This window comes from Shewanella sp. 8A, from assembly GCF_023475945.1.
GTDB classification, from domain to species: Bacteria; Pseudomonadota; Gammaproteobacteria; order Enterobacterales; family Shewanellaceae; genus Shewanella; species Shewanella xiamenensis.
Genome location: NZ_JAMDJP010000019.1, coordinates 33,020 through 52,264, shown reverse-complemented (window position 1 = coordinate 52,264; position 19,245 = coordinate 33,020). Strand labels below are relative to the sequence as shown.

Annotated in this window: 15 protein-coding genes; 8 read left to right on the top strand and 7 right to left on the bottom strand. The window is 46.9% G+C overall.

What is annotated here, in order from left to right; translation table 11 throughout:
• Positions 1-44 precede the first annotated feature (44 nt).
• Positions 45-890, top strand: coding sequence for a DUF6671 family protein (locus M0413_RS15070; RefSeq protein WP_249554800.1), 846 nt, complete (start codon positions 45-47; stop codon positions 888-890).
• Positions 887-1,855 (top strand): L-threonylcarbamoyladenylate synthase, encoded by a 969-nt coding sequence (locus M0413_RS15065; protein WP_249554799.1) that lies wholly within the window; start codon positions 887-889, stop codon positions 1,853-1,855. Before M0413_RS15070 ends, M0413_RS15065 begins: the two co-directional genes overlap by 4 nt.
• Before the next feature lie 486 nt (positions 1,856-2,341).
• Here the strand turns inward: M0413_RS15065 and M0413_RS15060 are convergent, their stop codons facing one another.
• Positions 2,342-5,473, bottom strand: a complete 3,132-nt coding sequence (locus M0413_RS15060; RefSeq protein ID WP_249554798.1) for a multidrug efflux RND transporter permease subunit — start codon at positions 5,471-5,473, stop codon at positions 2,342-2,344.
• Positions 5,474-5,487: 14 nt separating this feature from the next.
• Complete coding sequence (locus M0413_RS15055; protein WP_249554796.1) at positions 5,488-6,642, bottom strand: efflux RND transporter periplasmic adaptor subunit; 1,155 nt, start codon at positions 6,640-6,642, stop codon at positions 5,488-5,490.
• Between the two features lie 161 nt (positions 6,643-6,803).
• On the opposite strand from M0413_RS15055, the gene M0413_RS15050 reads away from it, so the two are divergent.
• Both M0413_RS15050 and M0413_RS15045 read left to right on the top strand, forming a co-directional pair.
• Entirely contained in the window at positions 6,804-7,532 is a 729-nt protein-coding gene (locus tag M0413_RS15050) for a response regulator (RefSeq protein WP_047538154.1), read from the top strand.
• Entirely contained in the window at positions 7,529-8,596 is a 1,068-nt protein-coding gene (locus M0413_RS15045) for an ATP-binding protein (RefSeq protein ID WP_249554794.1), read from the top strand. Before M0413_RS15050 ends, M0413_RS15045 begins: the two co-directional genes overlap by 4 nt.
• Before the next feature lie 194 nt (positions 8,597-8,790).
• Here the strand turns inward: M0413_RS15045 and mnmE are convergent, their stop codons facing one another.
• The 5 genes from mnmE to rpmH all read right to left on the bottom strand — a co-directional run bounded on the left by mnmE (position 8,791) and on the right by rpmH (position 12,617).
• Positions 8,791-10,152, bottom strand: a complete 1,362-nt coding sequence (gene mnmE / locus M0413_RS15040; protein ID WP_140907427.1) for a tRNA uridine-5-carboxymethylaminomethyl(34) synthesis GTPase MnmE — start codon at positions 10,150-10,152, stop codon at positions 8,791-8,793.
• Between the two features lie 104 nt (positions 10,153-10,256).
• The gene (gene yidC / locus M0413_RS15035; protein ID WP_249554792.1) at positions 10,257-11,882 is read right to left on the bottom strand and encodes a membrane protein insertase YidC; all 1,626 of its coding nucleotides are present in this window, start codon (positions 11,880-11,882) and stop codon (positions 10,257-10,259) included.
• A 3-nt stretch (positions 11,883-11,885) separates the two neighbouring features.
• Complete coding sequence (gene yidD, locus M0413_RS15030; RefSeq protein WP_037413461.1) at positions 11,886-12,140, bottom strand: membrane protein insertion efficiency factor YidD; 255 nt, start codon at positions 12,138-12,140, stop codon at positions 11,886-11,888.
• Positions 12,107-12,463, bottom strand: a complete 357-nt coding sequence (gene rnpA, locus M0413_RS15025) for a ribonuclease P protein component (protein ID WP_011070422.1) — start codon at positions 12,461-12,463, stop codon at positions 12,107-12,109. The genes yidD and rnpA overlap by 34 nt, the downstream gene beginning before the upstream one ends.
• Before the next feature lie 16 nt (positions 12,464-12,479).
• Positions 12,480-12,617, bottom strand: a complete 138-nt coding sequence (gene rpmH / locus M0413_RS15020) for a 50S ribosomal protein L34 (protein WP_011070423.1) — start codon at positions 12,615-12,617, stop codon at positions 12,480-12,482.
• A 445-nt stretch (positions 12,618-13,062) separates the two neighbouring features.
• On the opposite strand from rpmH, the gene dnaA reads away from it, so the two are divergent.
• The 4 genes from dnaA to gyrB all read left to right on the top strand — a co-directional run bounded on the left by dnaA (position 13,063) and on the right by gyrB (position 19,244).
• The gene (gene dnaA, locus M0413_RS15015) at positions 13,063-14,445 is read left to right on the top strand and encodes a chromosomal replication initiator protein DnaA (RefSeq protein WP_037413464.1); all 1,383 of its coding nucleotides are present in this window, start codon (positions 13,063-13,065) and stop codon (positions 14,443-14,445) included.
• Between the two features lie 20 nt (positions 14,446-14,465).
• Complete coding sequence (dnaN, locus tag M0413_RS15010; protein ID WP_249554791.1) at positions 14,466-15,566, top strand: DNA polymerase III subunit beta; 1,101 nt, start codon at positions 14,466-14,468, stop codon at positions 15,564-15,566.
• Positions 15,567-15,727: 161 nt separating this feature from the next.
• Entirely contained in the window at positions 15,728-16,810 is a 1,083-nt protein-coding gene (gene recF, locus M0413_RS15005; protein WP_169548713.1) for a DNA replication/repair protein RecF, read from the top strand.
• Positions 16,811-16,826: 16 nt separating this feature from the next.
• The gene (gene gyrB / locus M0413_RS15000) at positions 16,827-19,244 is read left to right on the top strand and encodes a DNA topoisomerase (ATP-hydrolyzing) subunit B (RefSeq protein WP_088586444.1); all 2,418 of its coding nucleotides are present in this window, start codon (positions 16,827-16,829) and stop codon (positions 19,242-19,244) included.
• Position 19,245: the final 1 nt, after the last annotated feature.

Sequence of the window (19,245 nt, the reverse complement as noted above, 5' to 3'; positions counted from 1 at the left end):
TAAAGTTAAGAATTGCCCCCTCACTTCAGGAGTGAGTATTCATCATGGATCATCAATCACATTATAAAATACCAAAGCGAATTGCCCTGTTAAGCAAACATGGCAAGGCAGCACAAATTGCGCCAATTCTGTCGCCACTTGGGATTGAAATTGTCGCAACGGATGCATTTGATACCGACATGCTGGGCACCTTTTCTGGAGAAGTTGAGCGAACGCTTTCACCACTAGAGTGCGCTAAGAAAAAAGCGCGACTCGCCTGTGAGCTAACAGGGTTAGAGGCGGGGTTAGGCAGCGAAGGTAGTTTTGGGGGAGGGCCTTTGCCAGGAATAATGAATTGGGATACGGAGCTTATCGTACTGCATGATGCAAGGCAAAGTATTGATATCGTAGCGAATGTATCTGGTCCGGTAAGCTTGCAAAGTTACCAAGGGGATGATGTTAGTGCACTTTGTGCGGCGTTATCTGGTGCTGAAGAGGGTCAAGCGTGGATAGTTAAGGTTGATGGCCATACGAGCAAAGGTTTAGCCAATCTAGATATGTTGCTGGCCACATTAGAAGCGATGAATCTAGGGCCTGAAAATGGTCGTTTTGCTTGCCCAATTGATGTCGCTCCAGACCTTCGCGCGATGCATTCTCCGCTGCGGCAGCAATATATTATCAAGGCTGCACAGCAACTGGTTGAACGCCTTCAAACACACTGCCCACAATGCCATCAAGCGGATTTCTGGCTGCGCGATCGCATCGTTGGTTTGCCTTGCCGCGAGTGTGGTACGCCAACAGATCTCGCTAAAGCTTTTATCCGTCAATGTCTTCACTGCCAATATCAACAAATTGAAACCAAAGAGGAGAGTGTGGCTGATCCTTATCGTTGCCACTGGTGTAATCCATGAGAACAGAAAGACTTAATGCGCTGAATCCTGCTGATTTACAACGTGCGGGAGAGTTGCTAATCGCGGGCGAACTAGTCGCGGTACCGACTGAAACTGTCTACGGGCTTGCGGCGGATGCCAGTAACCCTGAAGCGGTTGAAAAGATTTTTTTGGCTAAACAACGTCCTAGAAATCATCCACTCATAACTCATATTGGCAGCATCGATCAGCTTTCTCGTTGGGTTAACGTTATTCCAGATTGGGTTGCACCACTTGCCGAGGCGTTTTGGCCTGGGCCGCTGACACTTATCTTTGAGCATCATCCCTCGGTTTCGGATGTCATAACTGGTGGATTGCCCAGTATTGCGATAAGAATGCCTGATCATCCGGTGCTTTTATCACTACTGCAACAGTTCAATATTGCCGTTGCTGCTCCATCTGCAAACTTACATAAAAAACTCAGCCCGACTAGTGCTGAGCAAGTATTGAGTGGGCTTGATGGAAGGATTGCTGCTGTACTCGATGGTGGCATTTGCAGTGTGGGTACTGAGTCGACTATTTTACGGGTCAGTGAAAATCAAGCTGAGATTTTGCGAAGTGGTCCATTATCCGCGAGGGATTTTCAGCCCTACTTACCGTTCCCCGTTATTACGCCTGAATGCCATCAAGAAGCGATTTCTGGCAATATGAAAGTCCATTATCAACCTAATGCCAAAGTCGTGATTTGTGCTGCTTCACTCGCAACGCAATTTTATGCAGAGCCTGAAGCTACGGGGATATTGGGATATTCTGCACAGATGGAAAATATCCATTGCCAACATAAGCTGATATTACCGAACAACCACCAAGGATATCGACAAGCACTTTATGCCTCTCTTTACGCATTAGACCTAAAGGGGATTAAAACACTTTTGGTTGAAGCGCCGCCTCGTCTTGAGGAGTGGGCTGATATTTGGGATCGATTAAACCGCGCGGCTGCGGAATAGCTTCTCTGTGGTAGGGTCCAGTTTTTTGCAAAAAAATGCCCCTCGTTAAAATGTTAACGAGGGGCATATGTTTTTTGGTAGCAACCTTTTAATCATCAATAAAATATTTAAAAATCATAATATTGATTTTAATTTATCGGATGCGTTTACTCTTTTACTTTCCGATACAGAAACTAAAAATATAAAACTACTCAAAGTGTTAGAAAGCTATTGGTGCACATGTGAAGTGCAACCTTTTGTTAGGTTTTGCCATGGAAGAACCCATTCTAGGGGATTTTCAGCATGTTAAAAGTGGGATATCTGGGAAAGTAGGAAGTAATAAATAGACTTTTGATTAATTAGCTTGAAACCTTTTATTTTTAAATAATTTATTATTCTTTGGCCGTACAACAACATGCTAGTAGTAAGCCAGCCGTTGTTAGGACTAGCTTACTACTATTCCGTGGGGAGCGTAGTAGTCTAAACTCAGTACACGTGTATAGGTGTTTATCCTTTGGCCATTTTGGAATTATTACGCCTTACTAGCTTGGTCTTAATGCGCTCTTGTGTGCCGATGACAAAGACAAAAAAGATAGGAACAAAGAATATTGCTAGTATGGTTCCGCTAAGCATACCGCCGAAAACGCCGGTGCCAATAGCGTGTTGAGTTTCTGCACTCGCGCCGCTTGCAAGCATCAAAGGGACGACGCCAAGGGTGAAAGCTAGCGAAGTCATCAAGATTGGACGCAGACGCAGCCGTGCAGCGGTTACTGCTGCATCGACCAAACAGCGTCCTTCGGCGTGTAATTGGCGGGCAAATTCGACGATAAGGATGGCGTTTTTCGCTGATAGGCCAATGATGGTAATCATCCCCACCTTGAAAAACACGTCATTTGGCATGCCTCGTAGCATAACCGCTGCCACGGCTCCGATGAGTCCCAGCGGTACTACCAGCATTACCGATAGCGGAATCGACCAGCTTTCGTACAGTGCAGCAAGAACTAAAAATACCACCAGCGCAGACAACAACATAAGCAGCGGCGCCTGTGCAGCCGATTGGCGTTCCTGTAATGATGCCCCTGTCCACGCTATCGCATAGCCTAGTGGTAACTGTGCCACTAGGCGTTCCATTTCTGCCATGGAGGCTCCGCTGGAAACACCTAGCGCAGCACCTCCCGAAATTCGTACTGCCGGAAAGCCTTGAAAGCGCATCATTTGCTGTGGCGATTCGCTCCATTTGGGTGTCACTACCTCCCGCAGAGGTACCATGCCACCGCTAGTATTACGTACCCGCAGGCTTAGCACGTCATCTAGCTGCATACGTGCAGATGCTTCCGCTTGCAGAATGACTTGTTGCATACGTCCATTATTCGGAAAATCATTGACATACTGTGATCCCATGGCCGCCGAAAGCGTGCTGCTTACCGCTGTGAAAGATAGGCCCATAGCCTCGGCTTTTGGTCGATTTATATCTAGGTTAATGCTTTCACCGGGCGGTAAACCATCTGGGTATACATTGCTAACCACCTTGCTTTGAGCCGCTAACTCGAGCAGTTGCGCCTGTGCAGCAAGTAACGCCGTTTCACCACGGTTGGCTCTATCTTGCAGGTATAGAGTGAAGCCTGATGAAGTCCCCAGCTCGTCGATGGCAGGTGGCATCAGGCTCATGACAGTACCTTCGACGTTATCTGCCATAGCTTGTTGTGCAAGTTCTGCTTCCTCTGCCGCTGTGGCACCATTACGTTTATCCCAATCTTTGAGCATAGTGAAAGCCATGGCGGCGTTTGGGCCTGAGCCTGCAAAGCTAAAGCCCTGTACTACCATATTGGTATCCAATGTTGGGCGAGTAGCTACGTGTGCTTCATATTTTTTTACCACTTCTAGTGTACGTTCGCTCGTTGCGCCAGTGGGTAATTGAATAGAGGTCATGAAGTAGCCTTGATCTTCGTCGGGTAGGAAGGACGAAGGTAATTCCTTAACCGCTAATACGAGTACAGCGCAGATCACTGCAAATGCTGCCATCATTCGCCCGCTACGCCCTACCAAGTGTACTAACCGTGCATTGTAACGAGTCGTCAAGCGTTCGAAGGCGCGGTTAAAAGCACCAAAAAATCCGCTTTTGTGTTGGTGATCTGCACTGACAGGATGCAATAGTGTCGAACATAGAGCTGGGGTTAAAGACAGGGCGAGGAAGGCTGAAATTAAGATCGACACCGCCATAGCCAAACTAAATTGTTGATAGATAACGCCCACCGAGCCGCTACCAAAGGCCATGGGAATAAACACAGCCGTTAGCACTAAGGTTATACCTATTACCGCACCAGTAATTTCCTTCATCGCCCGTGAGGTCGCTTCTTTGGGAGATAACCCTTGGGTCGCCATCAGCCGTTCCACGCTTTCAACCACCACAATAGCGTCGTCAACAATAATGCCAATGGCCAATACCATGCCAAACATAGTCAGCGAATTTATTGAAAAACCCGCCAGCAACATTACGGCAAAGGTGCCGAGCAATGCGATGGGGGCGACGATGGCTGGAATTAGTGTGTAGCGCAGCTTCTGCAAGAACAGGAACATGACCAGAAACACTAAGCCCATAGCTTCAAACAGGGTATAGATTACTTTTTTGATAGACACTTTGACGAAAGGTGCTGTGTCGAAGGGCACTGAATAGCTTATGCCTGAGGGCATGCTGGTTGCTAGTTCGGCTAAGCGTTCTCGCACTGCTGAAGCGGTGCGAACGGCGTTGGCGCCTGGGGATAGTTGAATCGCGGCACTGGTTGCCGTTACACCATTCTCACGGTTCGAAAAGCCATAGGACTGAGCGCCCAGCTCAACTCTAGCCACATCAGCCAACACCAATTTGGCGCCATCGACACTGGAACGTAGGGCAATAGCGGCGAACTCCTCGGGTGTGGTCAGTTGTCCTTGTACGGTCAATGGGACTGTTAGGCGTTGTCCGGGCAAGGCTGGCTCATCACCGAGTCGGCCTGGGGCGATTTGTGCGTTCTGCTGTTCAATCGCCAGAGCAAGGTCGTTCATTGTCAGCCCATAGGCGGTGAGTTTATTGGGGTCAACCCAGACACGCATGGCTTGCTCTGCACCAAATAATTGCACTCGTCCCACACCGTCGATTCGGCGTAGTTCCTCGACAACATTTCGCGCCAAATAGTCGTTTAGCGCGACTTCGTCGAATTGACCATTAGGTGACGTCATGCCAATCATCATCAGAAAGCTCGATGCCGCCGACTCAACCTGCAGACCGCTCTGCCGTACGACTTGAGGTAAGCGTGGTTCGACTGCCTTAATGCGATTTTGCACATCAACTTGGGCAAGTTCCGCATCTGTGCCCGGTTTGAAGGTGGCGGTAATTTGTGCACTTCCTGAGCTGTCAACTGATGATTCAAAGTACAGTAGGTTTTTTACCCCCGATAGTTCACGCTCGACAAGGCTTATCACAGATTCATTAAGTGTTTGTGGCGTGGCTCCTGGATAAGCGGCATAAATGCTCACCGACACGGGGGCAACCGAAGGGTAGCGAGAGATAGGTAATTGCGGAATCGAGATGAAACCAATCAGTACGATAAAGAGGGCTATCACCCATGCAAATACTGGGCGGTTAATAAAAAACTGTGGCATGGTATGTCTCCAAATCAGCGCACATCTGCACTTAATTGCTGCTCTGCTGTGGGTTGCCAAAGCCGAGCACGAACCTGCGCATCAGGACTTAGGCGTTCGATGCCTTCAACGACTATCTGCTGGCCAGCAGATAGTCCTGATATCACGCGGTAGCGGCCTGCCACTAGCTCATCGACTTTAATTGCTACTGGCTGTACCTTGCCCTCCGCATTGAGTACCCATACTTGGGGTTGACCCGCCTTACGGGTGACCGTCTGTTGTGGCACTCTCAGAGTGGAAGAATAGTAAGTCTTTGGAACCCGAGCTTTTACAAAAAGACCGGGCAATAGGCGATGTTGTGGATTATCAACGAGTACACGCAGCAGTACATCGCCGGTACCTGTATCCACCTCGGAGCCCGAAAATAAGATATGACCTTTCATGCCAAGATACTCACCGCTGCTGCTCAGGATCTCTACGCTTAACTCTGGGTTAGCTTCGTTTGCTTGCTGGCGCATGCTGTCTAACATTGATGCTGGCAGTCGAACATCGACATACACTTGGTCAATTTGTTGGATCCTCGCCATTGGGGTGGTATCAGTCGGTGAGACTAAGGCTCCTTCACTCACTAAGGCTTGATCAATTTGCCCTGAGATAGGGGCTTTGACGCTGGCAAATTCTAAATCTAACTGGCGCCGCGTAAGTGTCGCTTGGGATTGGGCGACATCTGCTGCGGCTTGATCGCGCAGGGAAATTGCATCATCAAACATTTGTTGGCTAACCGCTTCGGTTTTTAACAGGGAGGCCAAGCGTGCCGTTTCCTGGCGAGAACGAACCAATACGGCTTCGGCTCGTTGCAAGGTGGCTGCCGCAATAGCAACATCGGCTTTAAATTGTGCAGGATCAATCTGGAATAGCACTGTGCCAGATGTTACCTCGCTGCCTTGTTCGAACAGACGATGTTGAACTATGCCGCTAACTTGCGCGCGGATCTCTGCACTGCGAACTGCAACAACTCGACCAGGTAGATCTTCTGTGACCAATAGTGCTTCGTTATCCAGTGTGATTACAGAAACCTGGATTAGAGAGGGGGTATTTTCCTCCTGCTCCGCGGAGTCGCAACCCATCAATCCCATTACGGCAATTCCTACCAAGAGTACCAAGTTTAAATGCCGTTTTTTGCTGAACATAACCAACTCTCCTCTATTTGCTACGTTCTCACTGATGACATTGACCAATGCTTGAGAACTCACTGAATTATGACGAGTCGCTATTGCGAATTATTCGAGGCTTTGTGGAGAATGTGTGGAGGGAGTGATAAAGTTCTTCAATTTCAGCCTTAGAGCTATTTATGTCCAATCTCAATGCCACAAAAAGTCAGATGACTTCGGCACTTGTACTGATTGCCGAAGATGAAGCCGAGATTGCCGAGATTCTGATTGCCTATTTACAGCGAAGTGGGCTGCGAACTCAACACGCTACGGATGGTATTCAAGCATTAGCCATGCACGGTACATTTAAGCCCGATCTGTTGTTGCTTGATGTACAGATGCCTAATCTCGATGGCTGGAAGGTATTGAATGAAATTCGTTCCCGTGGCGATACACCAGTGATCATGCTCACCGCGCTTGACCAAGATATCGATAAGTTAATGGGGTTACGCCTCGGTGCCGATGACTATGTGGTTAAACCTTTCAATCCTGCTGAGGTGGTCGCTAGGGTTCAAGCTGTTTTGCGACGCGTCCGAATTAACCCGTCTACCAATAGCCAAATATTGCGCGTCGGCCAGTTTCAAATCGACTTAGACAGTCACGAGGCCAGCGTGAACTTGAAAGGTCAGCAGCAAATACTCGATCTGACACTCACTGAATTTAAACTGTTAGCCTGTCTGATGCGGGCGCCAAAACGTGTTTTTAGCCGTGAGGAGCTACTTATTAATTGCTTGCCCGAAGGTGATACTCAGGAACGCACTGTAGATAGTCATATCAGTAAGCTGCGTAAAAAACTTGAAGCCCTTAATATTCAAGGAGTACCGCTCAGCATCTGGGGGGTTGGCTATCGCTTTGGTGGTGAAGTATGAAGCAATCACCAGGCTTACGCAGACAAATTATTCAATCCTTAGCAGTGATGACGCTAGGGATTATTTTCCTGTCGGTATTTGGTTCCTATGTTTTCTATGCTATTGCGGTGACCTACTTGCCTGGCAGCATCTCTGAAACTTGGATGCCTTCTCGGATGGAGATGATCTGGATTGTTTGCACTATCGCCGCCGCATTGGGGATGTCGCTTTTTGTTGCTGTTCGTCTGTCTCGGCGAATCCTCAATCCGTTGAATTCTGTGGCATATAGCCTACGCGAAGTCGCTCTAGGTAAACTCAACGCACGCGCAAAAATGGATCAAGATACTATGGGAGAAACCGCGCAACTGGTCAGTGACTTTAATGCGATGGCTGAGCGATTAGAGTGTATGACCCGCGAGCGGGAGTTTTGGAATGCGGCTATTGCCCATGAGCTTCGCACTCCGGTCACCATTTTGCGTGGTCGATTGCAGGGCTTAGCGGAAGGTGTTTTTAGTCCTAATAGTGAGTTGTTCGAGGGATTGTTACGGCAGGTCGAAGGCTTAAATCACCTGATAGAAGATTTACGAGTGCTGAGCCTTAACGACAATGGCCACTTAGAGTTACATCGTGTAGAGGTTTGTTTAGCGGATGAACTTAGTACAGTGATTGAAACCTTTGCAGCGGCTTTAGATGCCAGAGGACTCAAACTTAAGTTGGAACTCGATTCTAGCCTTCAAGTTTACTGTGATGCCATCCGTATCCGTCAGGTGCTAATCGCACTACTAGAAAATGCTCGCCAGCATGCAGATCCCGGCGAGTTAACCGTGCGACTCTATCATTCGGATGATAATTGCTATCTAAGTGTGGAAGATGAGGGGCCAGGTATCCCTGATGCTGCCGCCAGTTACGTATTCGAAGCATTTCGTCGAGTCGATCCTTCTCGTTCACGAAAAAGTGGCGGTAGCGGGCTTGGTCTTGCCGTGGTTAAGACTATTGTTGAAGCTCACGGCGGCCATGTGGTCTGCCAGCCATCGGGTCGTGGAGGAACAGTATTCGTTCTATTTTGGCCAATTAGGCAAGTTTAGGCTTTATTCTTGTCTACTAATATATTTATTTAATAGGTTTTTTTCTTATATTACAAATGTGCTCCAAAATTTATCTTCGGAGCACATACGGAGTAAGAATCGACAAAACCCTTCAAATTGCTTCCAATCCAGTAAAACAAAATTATTTTAAAATCATAATGTTGTTTTTATTTGGTTTGATACGTTTTACTATTTTACTTCCCGATACAGAATGAGCTAAAAATTTTGCCGAGTAGATCGTCTGAAGTAAAACGGCCAGTGATTTCAGACAGGGCGAGTTGCGCCATTCTGAGCTCTTCTGCTAACAGTTCACCTGCGAGATAAACCTCTAATTGCTCTTTACCTAGTTGCAGATGGCTTGCGGCAACATCCAATGCTTCGAGGTGACGACGACGGGCGATAAAGCCACCTTCGAGGTTGCTTTGATAACCCATCAAGGATTTAAGGTGTTGCTTTAATTCCTCTACGCCCAGACCGGTTTTGGCCGAGATCCTATACACGCTATAGCCTTTTTCTTCAGTCATCTCGAGGTTTTCACCGGTGAGATCGGCCTTATTGCGGACAACGGTCACGCCTAAATTGGTGGGGAGACGATCGATAAAATCCGGCCAAATATCGTGGGGATCGACGGCATCCGTGGTGGTGCCATCGACCATAAACAACACCCGATCGGCACTGTTGATTTCATTCCAAGCGCGCTCGATACCGATTTGTTCAACCGTATCTGTGGTATCACGTAAACCTGCGGTGTCGATAATATGCAGTGGCATACCATCTAAATGAATGTGTTCGCGCAGCACATCGCGAGTGGTGCCAGCTATTTCGGTCACAATGGCCGACTCTTTACCGGCGAGCGCATTAAGTAGACTGGATTTTCCGGCATTGGGGCGACCGGCAATCACCACCTTCATCCCTTCGCGGATAATCGAGCCTTGCTTGGCACTGGCTTGGACGGCGCTGAGTTTGTCGATGATTTTGTAGAGTGCATTGGCAATTTTGCCATCACTTAAAAAGTCGACTTCTTCATCGGGGAAATCAATCGCGGCTTCGACGTATAAACGCAGATGGGTGACTTGATCCACCAGCTCATGCACTTCCTTCGAAAACTCACCTTGCAGTGATTGCAGCGCGCTTTTGGCGGCTTGCTCACTGGTGGCATCGATAAGGTCGGCAATGGCTTCGGCCTGGGTTAAGTCTAGTTTATCGTTCATAAAGGCCTGTTCGCTAAACTCACCAGGTTTGGCGATGCGAATGCCTTTGACTTCTAATACGCGCTTGATCAGCATATCGAGGACGATTTGACCACCGTGGCCCTGCAGCTCTAATACATCTTCACCCGTGAAGGAATTAGGGCCTTTAAAAAACAGTGCGATACCTTGGTCTATCACTTGGCCTGAGGCATTTTTAAAGTCGCAGTAATCGGCGTAACGGGGTTTAGGTAAATGACCCAATACGGCCATGGCCACATCGGTTGCCTTATCACCAGAGATTCGAATGATACCTACGCCGCCCCGTCCGGGCGCGGTGGCTTGTGCCACGATAGTGTCAGTTGTCACGGAAATACCCATTAATATCGATCAAATTACCTAAAGGAAAAGGCGGCCAATGAAGCCGCCTTTTTGAATATGCTGAGCTGTTAGCTCCGATCTAGCGCTTGGGCTTATTTTAAGCCTTTTTTCTCTAGACCTGCATAAATAATCTTCTGCTGGATGATGGCAACAATGTTACCCACTAACCAGTACAGTACTAGACCCGATGGGAACCACAGGAAGAATACGGTAAAGATCACTGGCATCCATTGCATCATCTTCACTTGCATTGGGTCCATTGTCGGTGCGATGGGTTGCATTTTTTGCATCACAAACATGGACACACCCATCAGCAGCGGCAGAATGTAGTATGGATCTTGTACTGATAAGTCGTGGATCCATAACATAAATGGTGCGTGACGCAGCTCGAAGCTCTCTAGCAATACCCAGTATAGGGCAATAAAGATTGGCATCTGTAAAATAATAGGTAAACAGCCACCCATAGGGTTAACTTTTTCCTTCTTATACAGTTCCATCATGGCTTGACCCATCTTTTGACGGTCATCGCCGAAACGCTCTTTTAGTTCCTGCAGTTTTGGCTGTAGGTTACGCATCTTAGCCATTGAGGTGTACTGCGCTTTGGTAAGCGGGAACAGTAAACCACGAACGGTTAAGGTGATCAGGATAATTGCCACACCCCAGTTACCCACAAATGATTGATAGAACATCAATAACCAGTGGATTGGAACGGCTAACCACCAAAGGAAACCGTAATCAACTACTAGGTTTAAGGTATCAGATAACGCAGATAGCGCTTTTTGATCTTTAGGGCCAACATAGAACTGTGAGCTAATTTCTTGCGTTGCACCTGGTGCAATATCATATACCGCGCCACGGAAACCAATGTTCGCTAAACCGCCAGCGCTTACACTCGAGAAAATCGTGTTGCTATCGGTTGCTGGTGGGATCCAAGCTGATACGAAGTAATGTTGCAGCATCGCCGCCCAACCACCGAGAGTCGGTTGATTGAGATTGCTCTTGCTCATATCTTCAAACTTGTACTTTTCGTAACGTACATCTTGAGTCGAAAACGCGGCGCCACGGTAAGTTGGCATCATCATGCTGCTTTCAGATGGCTTGATGGTCTGTTTAATCTGACCGTACATCTGAACTTGTAATGGAGCAGCTGAGGTGTTGTTGATTTTGTAATCGATATCAACGTTAAACTTGCCACGATGGAATATAAACGCTTTTGTGTAAGTCACACCGTTATCAGCCACATAGGTCAGTGGTACTTCTAAGGTGTCTTGGCCATCGGCTAAGGTAAATTCAGTTTTGCTGGCGGCAAATGCGGCGCGACCTTTAGCACTGCTATCTATACCATCACGGCCAATTAGGCCACTCTGAGCGATATAAGTGTAATCTTTGGTTTGCTCAAGCAAAACAAATGGCTGGTCTTTACCCTGTTCCAATTTATGTGAAACCAGTGCAGCAAAAACAATATCACCACCCACAGGGTTGATTTGGACATCGAGCTGATCGGTTTTAACCGTGATTAGATTTTGCGTCGCAGCGACTGCTGCTGGCACACCAGTATCCGCTTCTGGAACATCAGCACTGTGATTAGTGGTCGCATTCGCCACTACAGACGATTCGGTTGCAACGGGTTTTGGAGCTTTGTCTGCTTGCCACTGTTGCCACAGCAAAAAGCTGACAAACAGTAGTCCTATTAGCAATATATTGCGTTGAGATTCCATAGCCTATTTATTACACCTGTCATTTTTAGGGGGGACGGGATCACTACCGCCGGGATGCAAAGGGTGACATTTTAATATGCGTTTCAATGCAAACCAACAACCTTTCGCGGTTCCGTGCACTTTTATTGCCTCAATGGCGTAATGAGAGCAAGTGGGATTGAAACGACATCGAGGTCCCAAGATTGGGCTGATGAAGATTTGATAGCCACGAATAAACGTGGTTGCTAGCCATTGTAGCGGCGACTGAGTTTGCGCCATAGCTTTTCTATCAACTTGTTGAGTTCGGCATTTTCCATTTCCATCACCCCATTTCTAACCAGCACAACAATATCAAGATGAGGAATATTGTGTTGATTGAGGCGAAAACTATCTCTGATCACTCGCTTAATGCGATTTCGCTGATTGGCACGTTTTACGTAGCGTTTAGCAACAGTAAGACCCAGACGCGGATGTTGTTCCGAATTAGGAATGGCAAGCAAGGTTATTTCAGCAGAAGATGCTTTGATGGGATTGGAAAATACAGATTTAAATTGCGCGGGAGTTAGCAAGCGTAACTCCCGCGTAAAGGTATAGCTAGTCAACTAGTTATCCACTTAATTAAGCAGATAAACGAGCGCGACCTTTCGCACGACGACGTGCAAGCACCTTACGGCCGCCTGCAGTAGCCATACGAGCGCGGAAGCCGTGAGAACGCTTGCGCTTCAGGTTGCTAGGTTGAAAAGTACGTTTACTCATGATGGCAATCCGTCTTTGTTATTAGTGAACATATCCTTATCTCCACGAATAGAGGTAAGGGTAAAAAAGAGGCCGAATTGTAATCACTTTACTTGTCCCCGTCAACAACGAAAGTCAGCAAGTGGGTTATTTCTGCCAGCGTATCCTTAGATCAACTCCCCCCACACACTATAAGATGTGGATAACTCTGTGTATGGACACTACATCTAGTAGTTAAGAGGATCTGTTAACAGATCAAAGGGGCGCCATTATAGATCAATCTGGATCGCTTAATAAAGCGGGATTTTCCCTATTTGTTGAATAAAAGGATCGAATTTGATCTTTGATGATCGAGGATGCTGACAAAGAATGATCTTGTTGGGGATAATTATTTTTTAAGGATAGCGATCCTTGAGATCTCGCTATAGAATACACCTCTTTTTGATGATCTTTTGGGGATAACTTAGTGGCGGTTTCACTTTGGCAACAATGTATCGGAAGACTGCAAGATGAGCTTTCTGCTCAGCAGTTCAGTATGTGGATCAGACCGTTACAAGCCGAAATGGATGGAGATACTTTGGTGTTATATGCGCCTAACCGCTTCGTGCTCGATTGGGTTAGGGATAAGTACATCAATATCATTAATCAGTTTTTTACTGAGCAAATGGGTAATGATGCGCCTAAGCTACGCTTCGATATCGGTAGTCGTCCGTCCGCGAAAAAGCCAGAACCTGCGCCCGTCGCAGCAGTGCGCGTACCCAATCCCCAAACTAAGGCTTCTGTTGGTACATCATTTAATACCACCGAGCCTGTGACTAACACTAACCATCGCAGCAATATCAATCCAACTTATCAATTCGATAACTTCGTTGAGGGTAAGTCAAACCAACTTGGTAAAGCGGCTGCATTGCAAGTAGCTGAAAATCCAGGCGGTGCATATAACCCACTATTCTTATATGGTGGAACTGGTCTAGGTAAGACTCACTTGTTGCACGCTGTCGGTAACGGGATCATTAAAAATAATCCCAATGCTAAAGTGGTTTATATGCATTCTGAGCGTTTTGTGCAAGACATGGTCAAAGCGCTGCAAAACAATGCGATCGAAGAATTCAAACGCTATTACCGTAGTGTCGATGCACTGTTTATCGACGATATTCAATTTTTTGCCAATAAAGACCGATCCCAAGAAGAATTTTTCCATACCTTTAACGCACTGCTTGAAGGTAACCATCAGATCATCCTGACATCGGATCGTTATCCAAAAGAGATCGACGGGGTAGAGGACAGATTAAAATCCCGCTTTGGTTGGGGCTTAACAGTTGCAATTGAACCGCCAGAGCTTGAAACTCGCGTGGCGATTTTGATGCGTAAAGCCCAAGAGAGCGGCATTAACCTGCCCGATGAAGTGGCCTTTTTTATTGCTAAGCGCTTACGTTCAAACGTACGCGAGTTAGAAGGGGCGTTAAACCGTGTGATCGCCAACGCTAACTTTACTGGTCGCCCAATAACGATTGATTTTGTGCGTGAAGCACTACGTGACCTCTTGGCACTGCAGGAAAAATTAGTCACTATAGACAACATTCAGAAAACCGTAGCTGAATACTACAAAATCAAGATGGCTGATATGTTGTCTAAGCGTCGTTCGCGCAGTGTTGCGCGCCCAAGACAAGTGGCCATGGCGTTATCCAAAGAATTAACTAACCAGAGCTTGCCGGAAATTGGTGATGCCTTTGGTGGTCGAGATCACACCACAGTGTTACATGCCTGTCGTAAGATTGCTCAGCTACGGGAAGAGAGTCACGACATTAAAGAAGATTATGCTAACTTGATTAGAACCTTATCTTCTTAAAATCAAGGAATTTGGACACTATGAAATTTTCAATTGATAGGGACGCCCTATTAAAGCCGCTTCAATTGGTTTGTGGTGCGGTAGAAAGACGCCATAACTTGCCTATTTTGGCAAATCTCCTTGTAGAAGTTAGTGGTCACTCACTCAAATTAACAGGTACTGACCTTGAAGTTGAGTTAGTCGGTCAGGCGGTTATTCATGGTGATATCGAAGAAGGTCGAACTACAGTTCCTGCTAAGAAGCTGTTAGATATCGTTAAATCTTTGCCTGAGCAAAGCGAGCTTAAGGTCGAGCAGCAAGATAACAAATGGTTGTTACGCTCTGGTCGTAGCCGTTTCTCGCTGGCAACCCTGCCCGCAGAAGAATACCCCAATGTGGAAGCCTTTCAGACGGAAATCGAATTCACCCTTAAGCAAGGCGTGCTGAAGTCGTTGATTGATGCGACCCAGTTTTCGATGGCGAACCAAGACGTTCGTTACTATCTGAATGGTTTATTGCTCGAAACCGAAGGTAATGTGCTGCGCGCCATTGCTACCGACGGTCACCGCTTAGCCTTAAGTCACAGAACCATAGATGCACAATTACCTGAAAAACAAGTCATCGTGCCCCGTAAAGGCGTGATGGAAATGGCGCGTTTGTTGGAAGTCGATGATTTAGATATCGCGATTGCCATTGGCGATAACGCGATTCGCGCGACCACCAGCACCACAGTCTTTACCAGTAAATTAGTCGATGGTCGCTTCCCCGATTATCGCCGTGTGTTACCTAAGGGCGGTGATAAAATCGTTATCGCCAGCCGTAACCACTTCAAACAAGCTTTAACGCGCGCTTCTATTTTATCGAATGAGAAGTTTCGTGGTGTACGCATTCAGTTAGAGGCGGGGTTACTGAAAATCACCGCTAATAACCCAGAGCAGGAAGAAGCGGAAGAAATCATCGATGTGGATTACAACAATCAGCCACTCGAAATTGGTTTCAACGTTAGTTACTTATTGGACGTGCTCAACAACCTTAAGTCCGATGATGTGCGTATCACCTTAATCGATGGTAACTCAAGTGCCTTGCTGGAAAACCACTTGGAAGAAGATTCCATGTATGTGGTTATGCCAATGCGCTTATAGTCATCCTATTTCTACGCAGTGCCATACGCCGCTTTATAGCGGCGTATATGTCTTCAGACCTTATCCCTTGTTGCCTTATTAACTCTAATGGATGTGAATTGCGGTATGATAACAGTCCTGAGTCTTGGCCTGAGCCGTCGATACGGTTTGATGAGTAACGCATGAGCCTTATCCGTCTTAATATTGATTCTTTTCGCAATATTCAATTGGCGCAACTGAGCCCGAGTGAAGGGATTAATCTGATCTATGGTCAAAATGGCAGTGGCAAAACCAGTATTCTTGAGGCGATTTACTTTCTCGGGATGGGGCGTTCGTTTCGCAGCCACTTATCCCAGCGAGTCATCAATAACGACCAAGACAAACTAACCCTGTTTGCGACCTTAAATTTACCCCGCGGCGACAGTAAAATCGGTCTACGGCGTTTTCGCAGTGGCGAAACCGAAGTCAAAATTGACGGTGAAAAGGTCAAACGGCTATCGACTTTAGCTGAAACCTTGCCCATACAAGTCATCACGCCAGAAAGCTTTTCGTTATTGTTTGAAGGTCCAAAATCCCGCAGGCAGTTTATTGATTGGGGGGCCTTTCATTCGGACCCACAGTTTTATGCGGCGTGGGTGAATGTGAGGCGAGTTCTTAAACAACGAAATCAACTGCTTAGAAATAATTCTCCCTATAATCAAATCCAATATTGGGATCGGGAGTTTGTCCGTTATACCGAGCAGGTCACTGAAATACGAAACCGTTATGTAGACTCGTTAAATGAGCTACTTAAGGGTATAATCGAGGAGTTTTTACCGCAGGTGAATGTTAAGGTTTCATTTACCCGCGGATGGGATAGCAAAACGGATTTTGCACAACTTCTCGAATCACAATATCCCAGAGATTTGGCTACGGGTCATACCGTCAGCGGTCCCCATAAAGCTGACTTAAGACTTCGTGTAGGCACTTTGCCGGCGCAGGATGCCCTGTCCCGTGGCCAATTGAAATTATTAGTCTGTGCACTGCGTATTGCACAGGGAAAGTTGCTCAAACAACAAATAGATAAACACAGTATTTATCTTGTGGATGATCTTCCATCCGAGTTGGATGCACAGCATAGGCAGCTATTGCTGAAACAGCTAGTGGACACTGGTGCACAAGTGTTTGTGACCGCCATTGAGCCGGCAGCAATAGTCGATTCGTTACACACGCCTCCCAGTAGGATGTTCCATGTGGAACACGGACGTGTAACGGTAATTGAATAACCATTGAGAGAATAATATGTCAGAGAATAGTTACGATTCTTCGAGTATTAAGGTCCTTAAGGGCCTTGATGCAGTACGTAAGAGACCTGGGATGTATATTGGTGACACCGACGACGGTACGGGTCTACATCATATGGTGTTCGAAGTAGTCGATAACTCTATCGATGAAGCCTTAGCGGGCCATTGTACTGATATCACAATTACTATCCATGTGGATGGTTCGGTTTCTGTTAAGGATGATGGCCGTGGTATTCCGGTCTCTATCCATGAAGAAGAAGGTGTATCGGCCGCAGAAGTTATCATGACGGTACTGCATGCTGGTGGTAAGTTCGACGATAACTCCTATAAAGTGTCAGGTGGTCTGCACGGTGTGGGTGTGTCGGTGGTCAACGCGCTTTCTAAAAAGCTGCAATTAACCATTCGTCGCGATGGTAAAGTCCACGAGCAGTTTTACACCCATGGTGTACCTGATGCGCCAATCAAAGAGATTGGTGATGCAACTAAAACGGGTACCGAAATCCGTTTCTGGCCAAGTGAGCAAACTTTCAGTGATGTTGAGTTTCACTTTGAAATCCTGGCTAAACGGGTGCGAGAACTATCGTTCCTTAACTCTGGTGTGGGGATTCGCTTAGTCGACGAGCGTGATAATAAAAACGAATTCTTTAAATACGAAGGCGGTATCAGCGCATTCGTTGATTACTTGAACCGTAATAAAACGCCGGTAAACAAAGATGTATTCCACTTTATGCAGGAGCGTGACGACGGCATTACCGTTGAAGTGGCGATGCAGTGGAACGATGGTTACCAAGAAAACATATTCTGTTTTACCAACAACATCCCGCAGCGTGACGGTGGTACTCACTTAGCCGGTTTCCGTAGTGCGTTGACACGTAACCTAAACAACTACATGGAAAACGAAGGTTATAACAAGAAAGGCAAAACCAACGCGACTGGCGATGACGCCCGCGAAGGTTTAACGGCTGTTATCTCGGTTAAAGTGCCCGATCCTAAGTTCAGCTCGCAAACCAAAGACAAGCTAGTGTCTAGCGAAGTGAAAGCCGCGGTTGAACAAACCATGGGTGAAAAGCTTAACGACTATCTGCTTGAAAATCCTGCCGATGCTAAGTTAATCGTTGGTAAGATAGTGGATGCGGCTCGTGCCCGTGAAGCGGCGCGTAAAGCCCGTGAAATGACCCGTCGTAAAGGCGCGCTCGATTTAGGTGGTTTGCCTGGTAAGCTGGCGGATTGCCAAGAGAAAGACCCTGGTCTTTCAGAAATCTACATAGTGGAAGGGGACTCTGCTGGCGGTAGCGCTAAGCAGGGACGTAATCGTAAGAATCAAGCTATTCTGCCACTGAAAGGTAAAATCTTAAACGTTGAGAAAGCCCGTTTCGATAAAATGCTGTCTTCTCAAGAGGTTGCCACACTAATCACCGCGCTTGGCTGTGGTATCGGTCGTGATGAATACAACCCAGATAAGACTCGCTACCACAACATCATCATCATGACGGATGCTGACGTCGACGGCTCGCACATTCGTACCTTGCTGTTGACCTTCTTCTTCCGCCAAATGCCTGAACTGATTGAACGTGGTTATGTGTATATTGCTCAGCCGCCTTTATTCAAAGTGAAGAAAGGTAAGCAAGAACAATATCTGAAAGATGAAGCAGCACTGACTCAGTATCTGACCACTCAAGCGTTAGATGGAACCAGCATTTATCCATCTCAAGGTGCGCCAGGTATGTCGGGTGAGCCATTAGAGCGTTTAGTGACGCAATACCGCGAAGTAGAGGCGATTGTTGCCCGTTTAGAGCAACGTTATCCAACGCATATCACTAATCGGATGCTTTACCACCCAATGATCAGCAATGAGATGTTGGCCGATGAAGCTAAGATGAAGGAATGGATAGACGCCTTTATCCATGAGTTGGTGGAATTAGAAAACAGCGGCGTGCTGTATTCTGGTGAGCCTGTACTCGATCCTGAGCGTAAAGTGTATCTGCCGAAGATTACTATCCGTAAACATGGTATCGACACGCATTACCTATTTAGCTATGACTTCTTCCAATCAATGGATTATCAACGTATTGCTAAATTAGGTGCAGCCCTAGAAGGCTTGATTGAAGTCGGTGGTTATGTGCAACGTGGCGACCGAGTGAAAGAAGTTGGCAGCTTCATTGAAGCGCTAGATTGGACGATTTCTGAAGCGAAACGTGGTCTCTATATCCAACGTTATAAAGGATTGGGTGAGATGAACCCTGAGCAATTGTGGGAAACCACAATGGATCCTGAATCACGCCGTATGCTGCAAGTGACCATTGATGACGCCGTCGGTGCAGACCAATTGTTTACTTGCTTGATGGGCGATCAAGTAGAACCTCGTCGTGAGTTTATTGAAGCCAACGCGCTGAACGTAGCTAACTTAGACGTTTAAT